At 68.9% G+C, this 16,578-nt stretch carries 10 protein-coding genes; 5 read left to right on the top strand and 5 right to left on the bottom strand.

Annotated elements, in window-relative coordinates:
• The first annotated feature begins 5 nt into the window (after positions 1-5).
• The 5 genes from BKK79_RS02720 (at position 6) to BKK79_RS02740 (ending at position 8,976) form a co-directional block, all read left to right on the top strand.
• Positions 6-1,193 carry a thiolase family protein gene (locus BKK79_RS02720; RefSeq protein ID WP_071037036.1) on the top strand — a complete coding sequence of 396 codons (1,188 nt, stop codon included), beginning with the start codon at positions 6-8 and terminating at the stop codon, positions 1,191-1,193.
• 346 nt (positions 1,194-1,539) lie between these two features.
• Positions 1,540-3,684, top strand: coding sequence for a hydantoinase/oxoprolinase family protein (locus BKK79_RS02725; RefSeq protein ID WP_071012508.1), 2,145 nt, complete (start codon positions 1,540-1,542; stop codon positions 3,682-3,684).
• A gap of 21 nt (positions 3,685-3,705) precedes the next feature.
• Positions 3,706-6,030 (top strand): hydantoinase B/oxoprolinase family protein, encoded by a 2,325-nt coding sequence (locus BKK79_RS02730; RefSeq protein ID WP_071012507.1) that lies wholly within the window; start codon positions 3,706-3,708, stop codon positions 6,028-6,030.
• An 85-nt stretch (positions 6,031-6,115) separates the two neighbouring features.
• Positions 6,116-6,622, top strand: coding sequence for an acetone carboxylase subunit gamma (locus BKK79_RS02735; protein ID WP_071037037.1), 507 nt, complete (start codon positions 6,116-6,118; stop codon positions 6,620-6,622).
• Between the two features lie 266 nt (positions 6,623-6,888).
• Positions 6,889-8,976 carry a sigma-54-dependent Fis family transcriptional regulator gene (locus tag BKK79_RS02740; RefSeq protein WP_232346263.1) on the top strand — a complete coding sequence of 696 codons (2,088 nt, stop codon included), beginning with the start codon at positions 6,889-6,891 and terminating at the stop codon, positions 8,974-8,976.
• Between the two features lie 80 nt (positions 8,977-9,056).
• Here BKK79_RS02740 and BKK79_RS02745 read toward each other — a convergent pair whose 3' ends face one another.
• The 5 genes from BKK79_RS02745 to BKK79_RS02765 form a co-directional block, all read right to left on the bottom strand.
• Complete coding sequence (locus BKK79_RS02745) at positions 9,057-11,858, bottom strand: LuxR C-terminal-related transcriptional regulator (RefSeq protein WP_071037038.1); 2,802 nt, start codon at positions 11,856-11,858, stop codon at positions 9,057-9,059.
• Between the two features lie 137 nt (positions 11,859-11,995).
• Positions 11,996-13,534: an acyl-CoA synthetase gene (locus BKK79_RS02750; protein ID WP_071037039.1), complete on the bottom strand. Its 1,539-nt coding sequence runs from the start codon at positions 13,532-13,534 to the stop codon at positions 11,996-11,998.
• A 3-nt stretch (positions 13,535-13,537) separates the two neighbouring features.
• Positions 13,538-14,665: a DUF5938 domain-containing protein gene (locus tag BKK79_RS02755; protein ID WP_071012501.1), complete on the bottom strand. Its 1,128-nt coding sequence runs from the start codon at positions 14,663-14,665 to the stop codon at positions 13,538-13,540.
• Positions 14,666-14,692: 27 nt separating this feature from the next.
• The gene (locus BKK79_RS02760; protein ID WP_071037040.1) at positions 14,693-15,460 is read right to left on the bottom strand and encodes an SDR family NAD(P)-dependent oxidoreductase; all 768 of its coding nucleotides are present in this window, start codon (positions 15,458-15,460) and stop codon (positions 14,693-14,695) included.
• A complete protein-coding gene (locus BKK79_RS02765; protein WP_071037041.1) occupies positions 15,457-16,218 on the bottom strand; it encodes an SDR family NAD(P)-dependent oxidoreductase in 762 nt (253 codons plus the stop codon). The genes BKK79_RS02760 and BKK79_RS02765 overlap by 4 nt, the downstream gene beginning before the upstream one ends.
• Between the last annotated feature and the right edge of the window lie 360 nt (positions 16,219-16,578).

Here is a 16,578-nt window from a genome sequence, read left to right on the forward strand (position 1 = left end):
ACACCATGCGCCACCCTGACGTCGTACTCTGCCACCCGGTCCGCACACCGATCGGCGCCTTCAACGGCTCCCTGAAGGGCATCCCGGCCACTGAACTCGGCACCCTGGCCATCCGCGCGGCCATCGAGCGCGCCGGGCTCGATCCCGCGCGGGTCGGCACGGTCACCTTCGGCAATGTCATCCAGGCCGGCAACCGCATGAATCCGGCACGCCAGGCCGCGCTCAACGCCGGCATTCCCGACAGCGTCCCGGCACTGACGGTCAACCGCGTGTGCGGATCCGGCGCCCAGGCGATCGCCTCCGCCGCCGACGAGGTCCGCCTCGGCTATGTCGACATCGCCATCGCCGGCGGCATGGAGAACATGGACCGCGCCCCCTACCTGCTGCCGTCCGGCCGCTGGGGCCAGCGCATGGGCGATAGCGTGCTGCACGACAGCGTGCTGATGGACGGCCTCGTCGATGCCTTCTCCGGACAGCACTCGGGCTGGCATACCGAGGACCTCGCGGCACGCTACCGGCTCGACCGGGAGGCGCAGGACCGCTGGGCGGAACGCTCGCAGCAGGCCTTTTCCCGGGCACAGGCACAAGGCCGCTTCGCCGCCGAGATCGTTCCCGTGCCCTTGGCCAGCAAGGGAGGCACGACCGCCTTCGCGCAGGACGAGGCGAATCGTCCGGACACGACACTGGCGGGCCTGGCCAGGCTCAAGCCCGCCTTCCGCGCCGACGGCACCATCACCGCCGGCAACGCGCCCGGCATCAACAGCGGCGCGGCCGCCGTGATCGTGGCTGACCGTGCCGCCGCCGAGGCGAACGGGCTCCAGCCGCTCGGAAGGCTGGTCGCCTACGGACTGGGCGCGGTGGCGCCGGGCCTGTTCGGACTCGGCCCCGTGCCCGCGGTCAGGCAGGCGCTGGCACGCGCGGACTGGTCGCTGGGCGAGGTGGAACGCTTCGAGATCAACGAAGCCTTCGCCGCCGTGCCCCTGGCGGTGGCGGCCGAACTGGGCCTGCCGCACGACCTCATCAACGTCGACGGCGGCGCGATCGCCCACGGCCACCCGATCGGCGCGACCGGCGCCATCCTCGCCACCCGCCTGCTGCACAGCATGCGCGCCGACGGCATCCGGCGCGGCATCGTCACGCTGTGCATCGGCGGCGGCCAGGGCATCGCGCTGGCGCTCGAGAGCCTCGGCTGAGCAGGGGCCGCCACCGCCGGGGCCTCGCCCCCCGCTTCCTCGCCACCAACCGCCACCAACCGCCGCAAAATGCGGCGGCGACTCTGCCGCGCGATGCGGCAGCGCCGGCACAGGCCCCCCCGTCGCGGAACCGAACGCGCCAGCCGTTCGATTCCACGACGCAACGGCGGCTGCGCCGCCCTGCCCTCATACCCTGCATTCCGCCGCTTCGCCTTGCTGCGCGCGGCTTGCGCGCCTTCCGACGGGATTCCTCCAGGCACTGGCATGCCGCTTGCGACTGACGATCCCGACCGCTGCGCCGGACGGCGCCGCGAGTCGCCAACCAAGATCGGAAGGAGACAAGGACATGCAAGTCCAATCCAAAGTCCAGGTGATGGGCATCGATGCCGGTGGCACGATGACCGATACCTTCTTCGTGCGCGAAGATGGCCGCTTCGTCGTCGGCAAGGCCCAGAGCAACCCCGAGGATGAGTCGCTGGCCATCTTCAATTCGTCGCAGGATGCGCTGGCGCACTGGCAGCGCGACGTCGACGAGGTCTATCCGGAACTGCTGACCTGCGTCTACTCCGGCACCGCGATGCTCAACCGCGTGGTGCAGCGCAAGGGCCTCGACGTCGGCCTGCTGGTCAACAAAGGCTTCGAGCATGTGCACTCGATGGGCCGCGCCATCCAGAGCTACCTGGGCTATGCGCTGGAGGAGCGCATCCACCTGAACACCCACCGCTACGACGAGCCGCTGGTACCGCTGTCGCGCACGCGCGGCGTGACCGAGCGCACCGACGTCCAGGGCGAGATCGTCATCCCGCTGCGCGAGGCCGAGGTGCGCCAGGCCACGCGCGAACTGGTGGCGGCGGGCGCCAAGGCCATCGTGATCTGCCTGCTGCAGTCGCACAAGAACGGCACCAGCGAACAGCAGGCGCGCGACATCGTGCGCGATGAACTCAAGCGGCTGGCGGCCGAGGTGCCGGTGTTCGCCTCGGTGGACTACTACCCGCAGCGCAAGGAAAGCCACCGCATGAACACCACGGTGCTGGAGGCCTACGCGGCAGAGCCATCGCGCCAGACATTGAAGAAGGTCAGCGACCGCTTCCGCAAGCACGGCGCGAAGTTCGACCTGCGCGTGATGGCCACCCATGGCGGCACTATCAGCTGGAAAGCCAAGGAACTGGCGCGCACCATCGTCTCGGGGCCGATCGGCGGCGTGATCGGCTCCAAGCTGCTGGGCGAGGCGCTGGGCTACGAGAACATCGCCTGCTCCGACATCGGCGGCACCTCCTTCGACATGGCGCTGATCACCCGCGGCAACTTCGCCATCGCCGCCGATCCCGACATGGCGCGCCTGGTGCTGTCGCTGCCGCTGGTGACCATGGACTCGGTCGGCGCGGGCGCCGGCAGCTTCGTGCGCCTCGATCCCTACAGCGGCGCGATCAAGCTGGGGCCCGACAGCGCGGGCTACCGCGTCGGTACCTGCTGGCCGCAGAGCGGCCTCGACACCGTCTCGGTGTCGGACTGCCACGTGGTGCTGGGATACCTGAATCCCGACAACTTCCTCGGCGGCGCCATCAAGCTGGACGTGGAGCGCGCCCGCGCCCATATCAAGGCGCAGATCGCCGACCCGCTCGGGCTGACGGTGGAGGACGCGGCCGCCGGCGTGATCGAACTGCTCGACCTGCAACTGCGCGAGTACCTGCGCGCCAACGTCAGCGCCAAGGGCTACAACCCGACCGAGTTCGTCTGCTTCTCCTACGGCGGTGCCGGGCCGGTGCACACCTATGGCTATACCGAGGGCCTCGGCTTCAAGGACGTCGTGGTGCCGGCCTGGGCTGCAGGCTTCTCGGCCTTCGGCTGCGCCTGCGCCGATTTCGAGTACCGCTACGACAAGAGCGTGGACCTGGCGCTGCCGCAGCACGCCGCCGAGCAGGACAAGGCGCAGGCGGCGCAGACCATCCAGAAGGCCTGGTCGGAGCTGGGCGCCAAGGTCATCGAGGAGTTCAAGATCAACGGCTTCCAGGCCGAGGACGTGATCCTGCGCCCCGGCTACCGCATGCAGTACATGGGGCAGCTCAACGACCTGGAGATCAGCTCGCCGATCGGCCAGGCCAGCAGCGCCGCCGACTGGGACCGCATCGTCGAAGCCTTCGAGGAGACCTACGGGCGCGTCTACGCCAGCTCGGCGCGCTCGCCGGAACTGGGCTTCTCCGTGACCGGCGCCATCATGCGCGGCATGGTGGTGACGCAGAAACCCGTGCTGCCGGAAGATCCCGAGGGCGGCCCGACGCCGCCGAAGGAAGCGCGGCTCGGCACGCGTCCGCTGTACCGCAAGAAGACCTGGCATGAAGCGGTGCTGTGGAAGATGGAAGCGCTCAAGCCCGGCAACGTGATCCACGGGCCGGCCATCATCGAATCGGACGCCACCACCTTCGTGGTGCCGGACGGCTTCGCCACCACGCTCGACAAGCACCGCCTCTTCCATCTCAAGGAAGTGAAATAAGCACAGACCAGGAGACACGCCATGAACATGATGTCCAACAAGGAGCTCGGCTTTGCCGACCTGCTCAAGACCGGCCAGACCCTCAAGCAGTTCCGCGACGGCGTGCTGGCGCGCACGCAGCAGACCGGCCACTACAACGGCCTCACGCGGCTGGAACTGCGCGAGAGCGATCCGATCCGCTACGAGAAGATGTTCTCCAAGCTGCGTGGCGGACTGGTGCACGCACGCGAGACCGCCAAGAAGATCGCCGCCAGCCCCATCGTCGAACAGGAAGGCGAGCTGTGCTTCACGCTCTACAACGCCGCCGGCGACTGCGTGCTGACCTCGACCGGCATCATCATCCACGTCGGCACCATGGGCGCCGCCATCAAGTACATGATGGAGAACAACTGGGAGGCCAACCCCGGCATCCATCCGGGCGACATGTTCACCAACAACGACTGCGCCATCGGTAACGTGCACCCCTGCGATATCGCCACCATCGTGCCGATCTTCGCGCACGGCAAGCTCGTCGGCTGGGTGGGCGGCGTGACGCACGTGATCGACACCGGCGCGGTCACGCCGGGCTCGATGTCCACCGGCCAGGTGCAGCGCTTCGGCGACGGCTACATGATCACCTGCCGCAAGACCGGCGTGAACGACACGCCCCTGCGCGACTGGCTGCACGAGAGCCAGCGCTCGGTGCGCACGCCGAAGTACTGGATCCTCGACGAGCGCACCCGCATCGCCGGCTGCCACATGATCCGCGACCTGATCGAGGAAGTGATCGAGGAAGAGGGCCTGGAGGCCTACGAGAAGTTCGCCTACGAGGTGATCGAGGAAGGCCGGCGCGGGCTGCAGACGCGCATCAAGGCGATGACGCTGCCGGGCAAGTACCGCAAGGTGGCCTTCGTCGACGTCCCCTACAACCACCCGGATGTGCAGACGTCGTCGGCCTTCGCCAAGCTCGACTCGATCATGCACTCGCCGGTGGAAATGGAGATCCGCAAGGACGGCTCGTGGCGGCTCGACTTCGAGGGCGCGAGCCGCTGGGGCTGGCATTCCTACAACGCGCACCAGGTCGCGTTCACCAGCGGCATCTGGGTGATGATGACCCAGACCCTGGTGCCGACGCAGCGGATCAACGACGGCGCCTACTACGGCACCGAGTTCCGCCTGCCCAAGGGGGCGTGGATGAACCCCGACGACCGCCGCACCGGCCATGCCTATGCCTGGCACTTCCTGGTGTCGGGATGGAGCGCGATGTGGCGCGGACTGTCGCAGGCCTACTTCAGCCGCGGCTACCTGGAGGAAGTCAACTCCGGCAACGCCAACACCTCGAACTGGCTGCAGGGCGGCGGCATCAACCAGGAAGGCGAGATCCATGCGGTCAACAGCTTCGAGGCCTCCTCCTGCGGCACCGGCGCCAGCGCCATCAAGGATGGCCTGAACCATGCCGCCGCGATCTGGAACCCGGAAGGCGACATGGGCGACATCGAGATCTGGGAGATGGCCGAGCCGCTGCTCTACCTGGGGCGCAACGTCAAGGCCAACTCCGGCGGCTACGGCAAGTACCGCGGCGGCTGCGGCTTCGAGACGCTGCGCATGGTGTGGAAAGCCCAGGACTGGACCATGTTCTTCATGGGCAATGGCTACATGAACAGCGACTGGGGCCTGATGGGCGGCTATCCGGCGGCCACCGGCTACCGCTTCGAGGCGCACAAGACCGGCCTCAAGGAGCGCATCGCGCTGGGCGAAAGCCTGCCGCTGGGCGGCGACACCAACCCGGATGTGCCCGACTACGAGAACCACCTCAACGCCGGCGCGGTGGTCAAGCGCGACCAGCAGTGCATGACCACCGAGGACTGCTACGACAACTACGACCTGTACCTGAACTACCTGCGCGGCGGCCCCGGCTTCGGTGACCCGCTCGACCGCGAGCCCGAAGCCATCGAGCGCGACCTCAACAGCGCACTGCTGCTGCCTGAGTATGCGCAGAGGGTGTATGGCGCGGTGGCCACGCGCGACGCCAACGGCATATGGAGGGTGGATGCCAAGCAGACCGCGCTGCTGCGCATCGAGATCCGCAACCAGCGCCTGGCGCGCTCGCAGCCGACGCAGGAGTGGATGAAGGGTGAGCGCGAGCGCATCCTGGTCAAGCACGCCTCCACCCAGGTGCAGCACATGTTCGCCACCAGCTTCGGCCTGTCGCGGAAATTCGAACAGGAGTTCCGCCGCTTCTGGGACCTGCCCGAAACGTGGACGCTGAAGGAGGAGGAGCTGAACGTTCCGACCTACGGCGCGAAGTTCCGCATGGACCTGTCCCGCATGCCCGACGTCAATACGGTGGTGCTGGTCGAGGAATGAAGGCGGCCGGCGGCGGCCGCCGCCGGCACGAACCGAGGCGACGAACGGATACGACGAACGGAAACGACGAAAAGGAACACGCATCATGTCTACCTACACCAAGGAACAGATCAAGAACCTGGTCGACGGCAAGCTCGACTGGGACACCACGCTGCGCATGCTGTCGATGCCCAAGGACGCCGAGCGCTTCCAGATGTACGTGGAGGCCCTCCAGCGCAAGCTGGACTGGGCGGACCGCATCGTGCTGCCGTTGAGCCCTCATATGTTCATCGTGCAGCAGGCCAAGACCAGGAAATGGGTCACCCAGTGCGACTGCGGCCATGTGTTCTGCGACTACCGGGAGAACTGGAAGCTGCACGCGAACATCTATGTGCGCGAGAGCGCCGAGGCCATGGCCGAGGTCTACCCGCACCTGATGGCGCCGGACACCAACTGGCAGGTTTACCGCGAGTACTACTGCCCCGAATGCGGCACCATGCACGACGTCGAGGCGCCGACACCGTGGTACCCGGTGATCCATGACTTCGAGCCGGACATCGAAGCCTTCTATGGCGACTGGCTGGGCCTGCCCGTGCCGCAACGGGCGGACTGAAGGCAGGGGGCCGACGAGCGGCCCCGGTGCTGCTCCGGCCGTCCGGATTCCGGACGGCCGTCTCGTTTTCGAACGGTCGGAGCGGCGCATGCGCCGCGCCAGGCGCCGCCGATGTCTCCCGCGCGCCGCCTGCGCGCGCCGGCGCGCATCTTGCTTCTTGCCGGCTGGCCACCTTGCGCGCCGGACGCGTTAGGATGTGGCGATCGGCAGGGCTCGACCTGCCGCAAAAGATGACCGCGCCAAGCGGCACGACAGGAGACACCCCAATGCAAAAGGTCACGGCGCCGATGGACTGGTTCTCCAGTCCGGAACAGGATGCGCGCATCATGTCCGCCTGGGAACACCTGCTGGATGGCGGCAAATCCCTGCCAGGCCACCTGCGCGGCGTCATCGACGAGTCGTGGCGGCGCTGCCTGGACGGCCGCGTGGACCCCGCCGCGCACCGCGCGCCACCGCCGCTGGACAAGTCCGGCCTGGCGCGCTGGCGTTCCTGCAACGCACGCCTGGTCAGCGCCAGCCTGCCCTTGATGCAGCAGACGCGCGATTTTCTCGAACAGACCGGCACCATCCTGCTGCTGACCGATCCCGAGGGCATCATCCTGCAACAGGAAGGCGATATGCACATCGTCGAGCCGGCCAGCGAGGCCGGTCTGATGCCGGGCTACAACTGGACCGAGCTGAACTGCGGCACCAACGCCATCGGCACCGCGCTGGCGCTCGGCCGGCCGGTGCAGATCCATGGCGCCGAGCACTTCTGCGCCGGCATCAAGCGCTGGACCTGCTCCGCCACCGTCATCCGCGATCCCGTCGACAGTGCGGTGCTGGGCGTCATCGACGTGTCCGGCCTGGCCGCCACCTACAGCCGCCACAGCCTGGCCCTGACGGTGGCCCTGGCCGGCCGCATCGAAAGCCGCCTGGCCAAGCTGTCGATGGAGCGGCGCCTCCAGCTGCTCGATCATTGCATGGCTCATTTCGCGCCCGGGCGCAGCGACGGTGTGCTGGCGCTCGACGAGCGCTGCCGCCTGCTCAAGGCCAATCCGCAGGCTGCCGCCGCGCTGGCGCGCCACGGCGTCAGCACGCCGCTGTCGAGCAGCTTCGCGCTGCCCGGCGTGGACACCGCGGCGCGCGGCGGCAGCGCGGCACCCGGCTGGCTGGCGCACACGCGGATCGAAACCGTGCGCGACGGCGACGAGGTGCTGGGCTACCTGGTCGTGATTCCTGCCGCGGGAGCGGCCGGCGGGCGCAGGACGATGTCCGCCACGCAGGCGGATGCGGGCGGCCGCGCCGAAGCGGCGGGCGCCACCGTGCCGGGCACAGGCGGCCCGCGTGGCGCCGCCGCCTTCGCGCGCATCGTCGGCAGCGGCGCCACGCTGCGCGCCGCGGTGGCCAAGGCCGGCCAGCTCGCGGCCTCGAGCGTGCCGGTGCTGCTGGCGGGCGAGACCGGGGTCGGCAAGGAACTGTTCGCCCAGGGCCTCCACCTGGCCAGCCCCCGCGCGAACGGCCCCTTCGTCGCCCTCAACTGCGGCGGGCTGTCGCGCGACCTGCTCGCCAGCGAGCTGTTCGGCTATGCGGAAGGCGCGTTCACCGGGGCGCGCAAGTCGGGCGCCGCGGGCAAGATCGAGGCCGCCAACGGCGGCACGCTGTTCCTCGACGAGATCGGCGAGATGCCGCTGGAGATCCAGCCGCACCTGCTGCGCGTGCTGGAGGAAGGGGAAATCTACCGTCTCGGCGAGAACACGCCGCGCAAGGTCGATTTCCGCCTGGTGGCGGCCACGCACCGCAACCTGCGCGACGAGATCGCGCAGGGCCGCTTCCGCATGGACCTGTTCTACCGCATCGCGGTCACCACCGTGGCCATCCCGCCGCTGCGCGAGCGCCGCGATGACATGCCGGTGCTGATCGACCACTGGCTCGCGCGCCTGTGCGCGCGCGACGGCCTGCCCAGGCCGGTGTTCGACGACGCGGCCTATGCCAGCCTGCTCGCCTACGACTGGCCGGGCAATGTGCGCGAGCTGCGCAATGTGCTCGAGAGCTCCCTGCTGATGGCGCGCGACGGCGTGATCACGCTGGAACAGTTGCCGCCGGAGATCGCCTGCGGCGCGGTGGCGGACGGGCGCGCCAGCGCTGTGGCCGGTACGGTGGCCGGCGCCGGGCCCATCCCGGCATGTGCGCAGGCGCAGGGTTCGCTGGAGGCGGTCGAGCTCGATTCAATCCGGCTGGCGCTGGTGCGCCACGGCGGCAACCTGACGCAGGCGGCCCGCCAGCTCGGCATCGCCAAGAGCACCCTGTACCAGAAGATCCGCAAGCACGGCCTGCTGTCCACGGTCAGGCAGACGCGCGTCGATGCGGCCTGAGACCGCAAGCGGCGCGGCGGCTGCGACTGCGCTCTGGTGACTGCGCTAAGGCGCGCCCGGCGCGCGGACGCCGGCGCGACTCACAGCAGGGACTTCTGCTGGGCGCGCGCCAGCGCGCTGGTGCGGTTCTTCACCCCGAGCTTGGCGAAGATATTGTGCAGGTGCCATTTCACGGTCGCCTCCGAGACGAAGAGGCTCTGCGCCAGTTCCCGGTTGCCCAGACCGCTCTTGAGCAAGCGCAGGATCCTGAGCTCGCGCTCGGTCAGGCGCTCGCTCAAGCGCTCGCCCAGCCGCTCGCCCGACCGTTCCACCTGGGCCGACTCGGCACCGGCGCCCGGCGCACCGGACAGGCTTGGCTGGAGCCTTCTGCCTCCAGCAGACAGCAGGCGCTCCAGGTAAGCATCGGGCGCTTGTCCCCGGCCCTCGACATGCCGCTCTCCGCGGTTGGCCCGGATGGCCTCGATCATGTCCAGCACCACCGGATCGCCGTCGACCACGCTGCGCAGCAGGCCGCAGCACGCGGCATGGTCGAGCGCCTCGTCCAGCGTGCGCAGGGCCTGCGCCCCTTCCTGCGCGCGCTGCTGGTTCACCGCCTTGAGCACCTGCAGGCGCGCCACCTGGGCGCGATGATGGTCGCGCAGGGCCCGCCGCAGCGCATCGTTGAGGGCACCGCTCACAGCGGCGCCGCCGCCCGGCTCGGCGGCCGCCATGCGCAGGCGCAGCTGAACCAGGTGGACGCTGTCCTCCTCGTTCGGTGCCGCCTGGACCTGCATGCCCGCACCGTAGCCAAGCAGGCCATAGGAACGTGCGAGCTTCTGTGCTTCCTCGATCGAACCGGCCTGCAGGCGCAGCGCGCAGCGCTCGGCGGAAAGCATCAGCGCGAGCCGCGGCAGCTTGAGCCGGTGCCCGAGCGACTCGCCCTCGAGCAGGCAGCCATCGGCCTGCGCCATCTCACCTCGCAGCCTGAGCAGGCGCGCCCGCGTGAGGTATCCGGCGGTCGTCATCTCGATCAGTCCGTGGTCGTCGATATAGGGCAGGCCCACGTCCAGGAAGGCCTGGGCAGCAGCCAGGTCGTCCTGCTCGTAGCAGACCTCGGCCGCCAGCAGTGCCAGCATCGACCCTGCGTAGGAAGCCAGCCCCAGGCTGCGCTCGACCACGGCCATGCCGCTCCGGGCCCGTGCCATCGCCTCGTGGTAGTCGCCGCGCCGCATGGCCAGCATCACCCCTAGCGCGGCCACCCAGGCGAGGCCGTAGTCGGCCTGCGTCTCGCCGAAGGAACGGCGCGCGATGGCCAAGGCCTGCTCGCCCTCATCGAAGGCGTCGGTGACGCAACAGCCGCTGGCAAGCACATTGGCCACCACGCCGGTGCAGAAGGCATCCGCGCGCGGCCAGGATTTGAGCCACAGTTCGCTGCTGGCCTTGGCCTGCAAGGGCTCGCCGACGTGGGCCCAGTACACGCAGCGGATCATGTCGACCATGCTGCGCAGTTCGTCGTCGCCGCTGTCCTGGCAGGCATGCTCCAGCGCGCGCAACTCATACTCGGCCTCCGGATAGCGGCGCGTCAACACCAGCGACCACGCGTGGCCGACGCGGATCTTCGGCCGCGCATGCACCAGCTGCTGCGGCAGTCGCGCCAGCCAGCCGAGCAGGGTCGCGTGTTCGCCGCGGTGCTGCACCAGTTCGGCTGAGAACGCGGCCACCAGGTCGGCCGCGCGCTCGAGATCCTGGCCATCGAAGGCATAGCGGATCGCCTCGCGCAGCAGCCCATGGCGCTGGAACCAGGCGCTGGCGCGCAGGCTGATGATGCGGTTCCCCTCCGCCGGGCGCTCGCGGCTGCGCCCGCGCAGATAGTCGGCGAACAGGTGATGGTAGCGAAACCAGGTGCGGCTTCGATCGAGGCCCGACAGGAAAAGATTGCGGGCCTGCACCTCGGCCAGCATGGCCCGGCTGTCGCTGCGGGACAGCACCTCATCGCACAGCTCGGCGGAGAAGCGTTCGAGTCCCGCGGTATCGAGCAGGAAGTCGCGCAGCCCGGGCTGCAGGCTGTCGAGCACGTGCTCGCCCAGGTAGTCGGTGATATCGCGATCGGTGCCGGAGAAATCGCGCAGGAAGGCGCCCCGGTCGCCGCTTTCGCGCAGCGCCAGCGAGGCCAGCTGCAGGCCGGCGATCCAACCCTCGGTACGGCTGTGCAACGTCTCGACCTGCGCGCGGTCGAGCGGCGCGCCGCTGACGAGGCCGACGAAGTCGGCAGCCTCGTCGAAGCCCAGGCCGAAGTGAGCGGCATCGAGTTCGAGCAGCTGGTTGCGCACCCGCCAGGAGCTGAGCGACAAGGGCAGGCGCGTACGGCTCGCGATCGCCACGCCGATATTGGGCGGGAGATGGGCCACGAGCCATTCCACCTGTCGGTGCAAACCCTCATGCCGCAGCACATGGAAGTCGTCGAGCACCAGCAGCAGGCGGCCGTCCACGCCGCCCAGGTCGCTGAGCAGGGACGCCACGATGGCGTCGGTCGATGCCAGGCTGCCACCGGCGGTCTGCGCCAGCACGCTTCGGCCCAGCCGCGCATCGGCATGGTGCAGCGCGGCAGCAAGATAGCGGAAGAAGATCAGCGGATCGTTGTCCTCTTCTTCCAGGCTGAGCCAGGCGGCCATGACGCCGAGCTGCCCGGCTTGTGCCACGAACTGCGCCAGCGCGGTGGTCTTGCCGTAGCCGGCCGGCGCCGTGACGCTCAACAGCCGTTTTCCCAGGCCGGTATGCAGCAGCGCGGACAAGCCGGGACGCGCGAGCAGCACGGCCGAAAGCTGCGGCGGCGCGAGGCGCGACTCCACCAGCACGGCAGCCGGCGCCGTGGCGGCGCCCGACGATCGATTGGACCTGGCCATCCCTGTCTCCGCCCTCCACGCTGCCTTCTTCTCGGCGCCCGGCGCGATCCGGCCGGGCGGGCATGACGGTGCATGCGCCACCGGGACCGGGTCGGACGGCGGGCCCGGCCGCGTGCCCCGCGCTGGTTCGCCCATACCTAGTCATCCTTGCCGAGTAGCGTAGCACGTACCTCCTTCTTGATCACCTTGCCCACCTTGGAGCGTGGCAGGTCGGTCCAGAACTCCACCTGCTTGGGCGCCTTGACGCTGCCGATGCGCGATTTGACGAAGGCGATGACTTCCTCCGCAGCCAGCGTGCAGCCCGGACGCGGCTGCAGCACCGCCACCACGCGCTCACCCCACTTGTCGTCGGGCAGGCCGATCACCGCACTGTCCTGCACCCCCGGGTGCTCCATCAGCACGGCTTCCACCTCCACGGAGTAGACGTTGAAGCCGCCGGTGATGATCATGTCCTTGGCGCGATCGACGATATAGAGGTAGCCGTCCTCGTCCAGGTAGCCGATATCGCCGGTGTGGTGCCAGCCGAAGCGGGACGCCTCCGCCGTGGCCGCCGGATCCTTGTAGTAGCCGGCCATCACCAGCGACGAACGCACCACGATCTCGCCGCGCTCGCCCGCAGGCAGCAATTCGCCGGCGTCGTTCATCGTGGCCACCTGGACCAGCGGACCGGGCCGGCCGGCCGACGACAGGCGCCGGCGCGCCACCGTGCCGTCCGCGTGGAAATGCTCGCGCGGCGGCATCATCGAGATCATCATCGGCGCCTCGGTCTGGCCGAACAGCTGGGCCATCACCGGGCCGATCTTCTCCAGCGCCTCCTCCAGCCGGGCCGCCGCGATGGGCGCCGCGCCATACCAGAAGCACTGCAGCGAATCGAGCCGCGTAGTGGCCAGTTTCTCATGCTCCAGCAGCATGTAGATCAGCGTGGGCGGCAGGAAGGTGTGCGTGACCCGGTAGCGCTCGATCAGCGCCAGGAATTCGCCCAGGTCCGGCTTGGGCATGATCACGATGCGGCCGCCCAGTGTCATCACCGGCAGGCACAGCACGCCGGCCGCGTGGGTGAGCGGTGCCAGCGCGAGGTAGCACGGCCGCGCCGGGAAGGGATAGCCCATCAGCGTGAGTGCCGCCATGGTCTCCAGGTTGCGGCCGGAGAGCATTACCCCCTTGGGCCGGCCGGTGGTGCCGCCCGTGCCCGCGATCATCGCCAGATCGTCCGGCGGCGCGACGTCGAACGGCTGCTCGTCCAGCCCGTCCAGCCATTCCCCCAACGATGGCGCGAACGGCTGTGGCCGGTCCAGGCAGACGAGCACGCGCAGCTTGGAAAGCTGCGCGCGCATCTGCTCGACCATGGGGGCATAGCTGCCGTGGAACACCAGGCAGGCACAATCGAAGGCATCGAGCACGAAGGCATTTTCACCCGCCTCATTGCGTGGATTGACAGGACACCACACACAGCCCGCGCGCGAGATGCCGAACACCGCCGAGAAGGCGTAAGCGTCATTGCCGGACAACACCGCCACCTTGTCGCCCGGCCGGATGCCGGCGCGCTGCAGGCCACGCGCCACGCGCCAGCTGATGCGCTGTACCTGCGCGTAGCTCAGCTCGGTCTCCCCCATCGTGAGACAGGGCGCGTCGGCGCCCAGCTGGGCGCCCTTGTCGAGATAGTCGACCAGTCGCATGGCTCAGCCCATGCGCGTGATGACGGGCTCCTGCACCAGCCCGAAGCTGCGCAGCGTACCAAGCAACTCGCGGTGCCCGAATGCCTGGCAGCCGGAGGCAAGCCCCGCGCGGCGCGGCGCCTGCTGCAGCAGCGAAGCCGCCGCATGGGCCTGCAACAAGCCGGTCTGCTTGTAGTTGCAGTTGCCGAAGATCACGCAGTGCACACGCCCCAGCGGACCGGAAGCATGCACCGAGTCGACCGACTTGTTGATACGGGGATTCTCGCGCGGCGGCATGGTGTTCATCACGCTGGAGGCGGTCTTGACCAGCGCCGCATGGCGCTCGTCGTCGGCCATGCCTTCCGTGGCCTGGATGGCCGCCGCCACGATCTGCGGCACGCCCTGCATCAGGGCCTTGTTGAAGACGCCGCCCAGCACCTTGACGTTCGCCACGCGCGGATCGCGCTTGAACCACACCGGATGCGAGGTCCCTCCCCAGGGCAGGGCAAGCGCCGCCTCGTGCTGACCGGGGATCGACAGGTGGTACAGGCCCGCATCCGGCTGCCATTCCACGTACCGGTTCTGTTCCAGGTAGAAGGCCTTGGAGGTGGCCGCATTGACCAGGATGGTCTGGGTGGAGGCGATGGTCGGGCTGCCGCCCCAGAACACCGCGATGTCGAGCGTGTCCAGTCCCGGCGTCTCCAGGCACAACTGCGCGGCGATCTCACCGGTGGTGTACATCTGCGCCAGGCCGGGCGAGAGCAGCAGGCCGGCGGCCTCGAACCTGGCGCCGAAGCGCTCGTCGAGCGTGATCAGCCAGTCCTGCTCGCCGGTGGTGTCGGTGTAGTGGCAGCCGGCCGCGAGGCAGGCCTCGACCACCTCGGTGCCGAACCTGGCGAACGGCCCCACGGTGTTGAGCACGACCGCAGCGCCGCGGAAGAGCTCGGTCAGCGCGGGCACGGTATGGGCCACCTCCGCCACCTCATAGCTGGCGGTCTCGATGCCGGGCACATGGGACTTCATGGCCGCCTCGATCTTCTCGGCGCTGCGCCCCGCGGCGATGAAGGGTATCTGGTACTCCCGCAGGTATTCGCATACCAGGCGCCCGGTGTAGCCGGAGGCGCCATAGACGACGACAGGCTTCTTGCTCATATTGAATGTCTCCTGGATAGCGATGGTTCAGAGCAGCGACGAGCTGACGCCGCCGTCCAGCACGAAGCCGCTGCCATTGGAAAAGCTCGAGCGATCCGAGGCAAGGAAGAGCGCCAGAGCGGCCACCTCCTCCACCCTGCCGTAGCGGCCCTGCCGCTGCCTCACCACCGCGCCGAAGTCGGGCAGCTTGAGCTGCGCCTCGAATTCGGCGATATGCGAGGTCACCAGCTCGGTGTCGATGAAGCCGGGCAGGATCGCATTGACGCGCACGTTGTGGGCGCGCAGTTCCACCGCCGCCGTCTGCGTGAGAGACACCACGCCCGCCTTGGCCGCCGCATAGCTGCCGATCAGCGCGCAGGCCGCCTTGGCCGTCACCGACGCCATATTGATGATGCTTCCACCGCCCGCGGCGATGATGGCCGGCGCCGCATACCGGATGCACAGGAACACGCCGTCCAGGTTGACCGAGGTGACCTCGCGCCAGTCGGCGTAGCTGGTGGCGACCAGCGGCGCGACCCGGGCAATGCCGGCATTGGGGACCATGATGTCGAGGCGGCCGTGCAGCCGCACGGCTTCCGCCACCAGCGCCTCCACCTGTGCGGGCACGCGCACGTCGCAGGGCACCGCGACGGCACCCGCCAGCGAATCGGCCACCTGGCGCGCCGCCTGCGCATCGATGTCGGAAACCACCACCCTGGCGCCCTCCGCCGCATAGGCCCGTGCCACGGCCTCGCCCAGCCCGCGCCCGGCACCGGTGACGATGGCGACCTTGTCCTGCAGCAGCTTCCTGTTCATAGCAATCCAGCGGACAAGCCGCCGTCCAGAATGTAGTGGGAGCCAGTCGTCCAGCTGGCGGCGTCGGAGGCGAGGAAGGCCGTCATCTCGGCAACCTCCTGTGCGGTGCCCAGGCGGCCTTGCTTGGCCGCCACCAGGGCGTCGAACGGAACCCCCACGGCAGCCTCGACCTTGGGGATCAGGCGATCGACCATGGCGGTGTTGACGAAACCCGGGCACACGGCATTGACGCGCACGCCAGCCTGCTTGAGTTCGGCGGCGGCGGTACGGGTGAGTTGCAGCACGGCCGCCTTCGACGCCGCATAGAGGCCGAACAGGGGCACGCCATTGATGCCGGCCAGTGAAGAGATATTGACCACCGAGCCGCGCCCCGACGCCACCAGCGCACCGAGCGAGTGCCTCATGCCGAGAAACACGCCCAGCACGTTGATACTCATCATCCGGTGGAACTCTTCCTCGGTGTGGTCGAGCAGCGGCTTGACGATCTCGATGCCGGCGTTGTTGACCAGCGTATCCATGCCGCCGAAAGCCTGCGTGGTGGCCTCGACGGCGGCGCTGAAGTCAGCCGCGCAGGTCACGTCGCAGCGCACCGCGCGGGCATGGGCGCCGAGTTCGTCCGCGGCCCGGGCGGCTCCGGCTTCGTCGATGTCGGCAAGCATGACCTGCGCGCCACGCTCGACGAACAGGCGGGCAATGGCCAAACCCAGACCTTGCGCGGCACCCGTCACTAGGGCTCTTCGGCCCTGCAGCTCGTTCATAGCTTTGTCTCCTGTTCGCGCGCGGCTCGCGCGCCAGGAGAATTTGAGCAGGCGGACCCGCCACGACCACCCCGACAAAAGGTTGGTTTCTTCTGCTGCGGTGCGGCGACACGGCAGGCAAGCGCTCGCGGCCCCAAGGGAAAACCCTTGGCCAGGATGGATCGCAAGGAGCACCTTGCCCGGTTCGCGCCAGGTTCGGGCCGGCTCGGATCGTGGTGTTCGTGCAGATCGCGCTGGCCCGGGGGTAGCGCCCATCCGTGCGCCCCCCCGGGTCAGCCGTCCGCCGCATGACGCCGGCGCGTCAGTGGAGGGGTGGTTCCGCTGCCATCAGCAAGATCTTCGGTTCCAGGCAGGCATCTA

Origin of the sequence: Cupriavidus sp. USMAA2-4, assembly GCF_001854305.1 — a bacterium.
Taxonomy (GTDB): Bacteria; Pseudomonadota; Gammaproteobacteria; order Burkholderiales; family Burkholderiaceae; genus Cupriavidus; species Cupriavidus malaysiensis.

Coding starts and splice junctions, on each gene's coding strand:
- BKK79_RS02735 (WP_071037037.1), top strand. CDS start 6,116: ATGTCTACCTACACCAAGGAACAGATCAAGAACCTGGTCGACGGCAAG.
- BKK79_RS02755 (WP_071012501.1), bottom strand. CDS start 14,665: ATGAGCAAGAAGCCTGTCGTCGTCTATGGCGCCTCCGGCTACACCGGG.
- BKK79_RS02750 (WP_071037039.1), bottom strand. CDS start 13,534: ATGCGACTGGTCGACTATCTCGACAAGGGCGCCCAGCTGGGCGCCGAC.
- BKK79_RS02760 (WP_071037040.1), bottom strand. CDS start 15,460: ATGAACAGGAAGCTGCTGCAGGACAAGGTCGCCATCGTCACCGGTGCC.
- BKK79_RS02720 (WP_071037036.1), top strand. CDS start 6: ATGCGCCACCCTGACGTCGTACTCTGCCACCCGGTCCGCACACCGATC.
- BKK79_RS02740 (WP_232346263.1), top strand. CDS start 6,889: ATGCAAAAGGTCACGGCGCCGATGGACTGGTTCTCCAGTCCGGAACAG.
- BKK79_RS02765 (WP_071037041.1), bottom strand. CDS start 16,218: ATGAACGAGCTGCAGGGCCGAAGAGCCCTAGTGACGGGTGCCGCGCAA.
- BKK79_RS02730 (WP_071012507.1), top strand. CDS start 3,706: ATGAACATGATGTCCAACAAGGAGCTCGGCTTTGCCGACCTGCTCAAG.
- BKK79_RS02725 (WP_071012508.1), top strand. CDS start 1,540: ATGCAAGTCCAATCCAAAGTCCAGGTGATGGGCATCGATGCCGGTGGC.
- BKK79_RS02745 (WP_071037038.1), bottom strand. CDS start 11,858: ATGGCCAGGTCCAATCGATCGTCGGGCGCCGCCACGGCGCCGGCTGCC.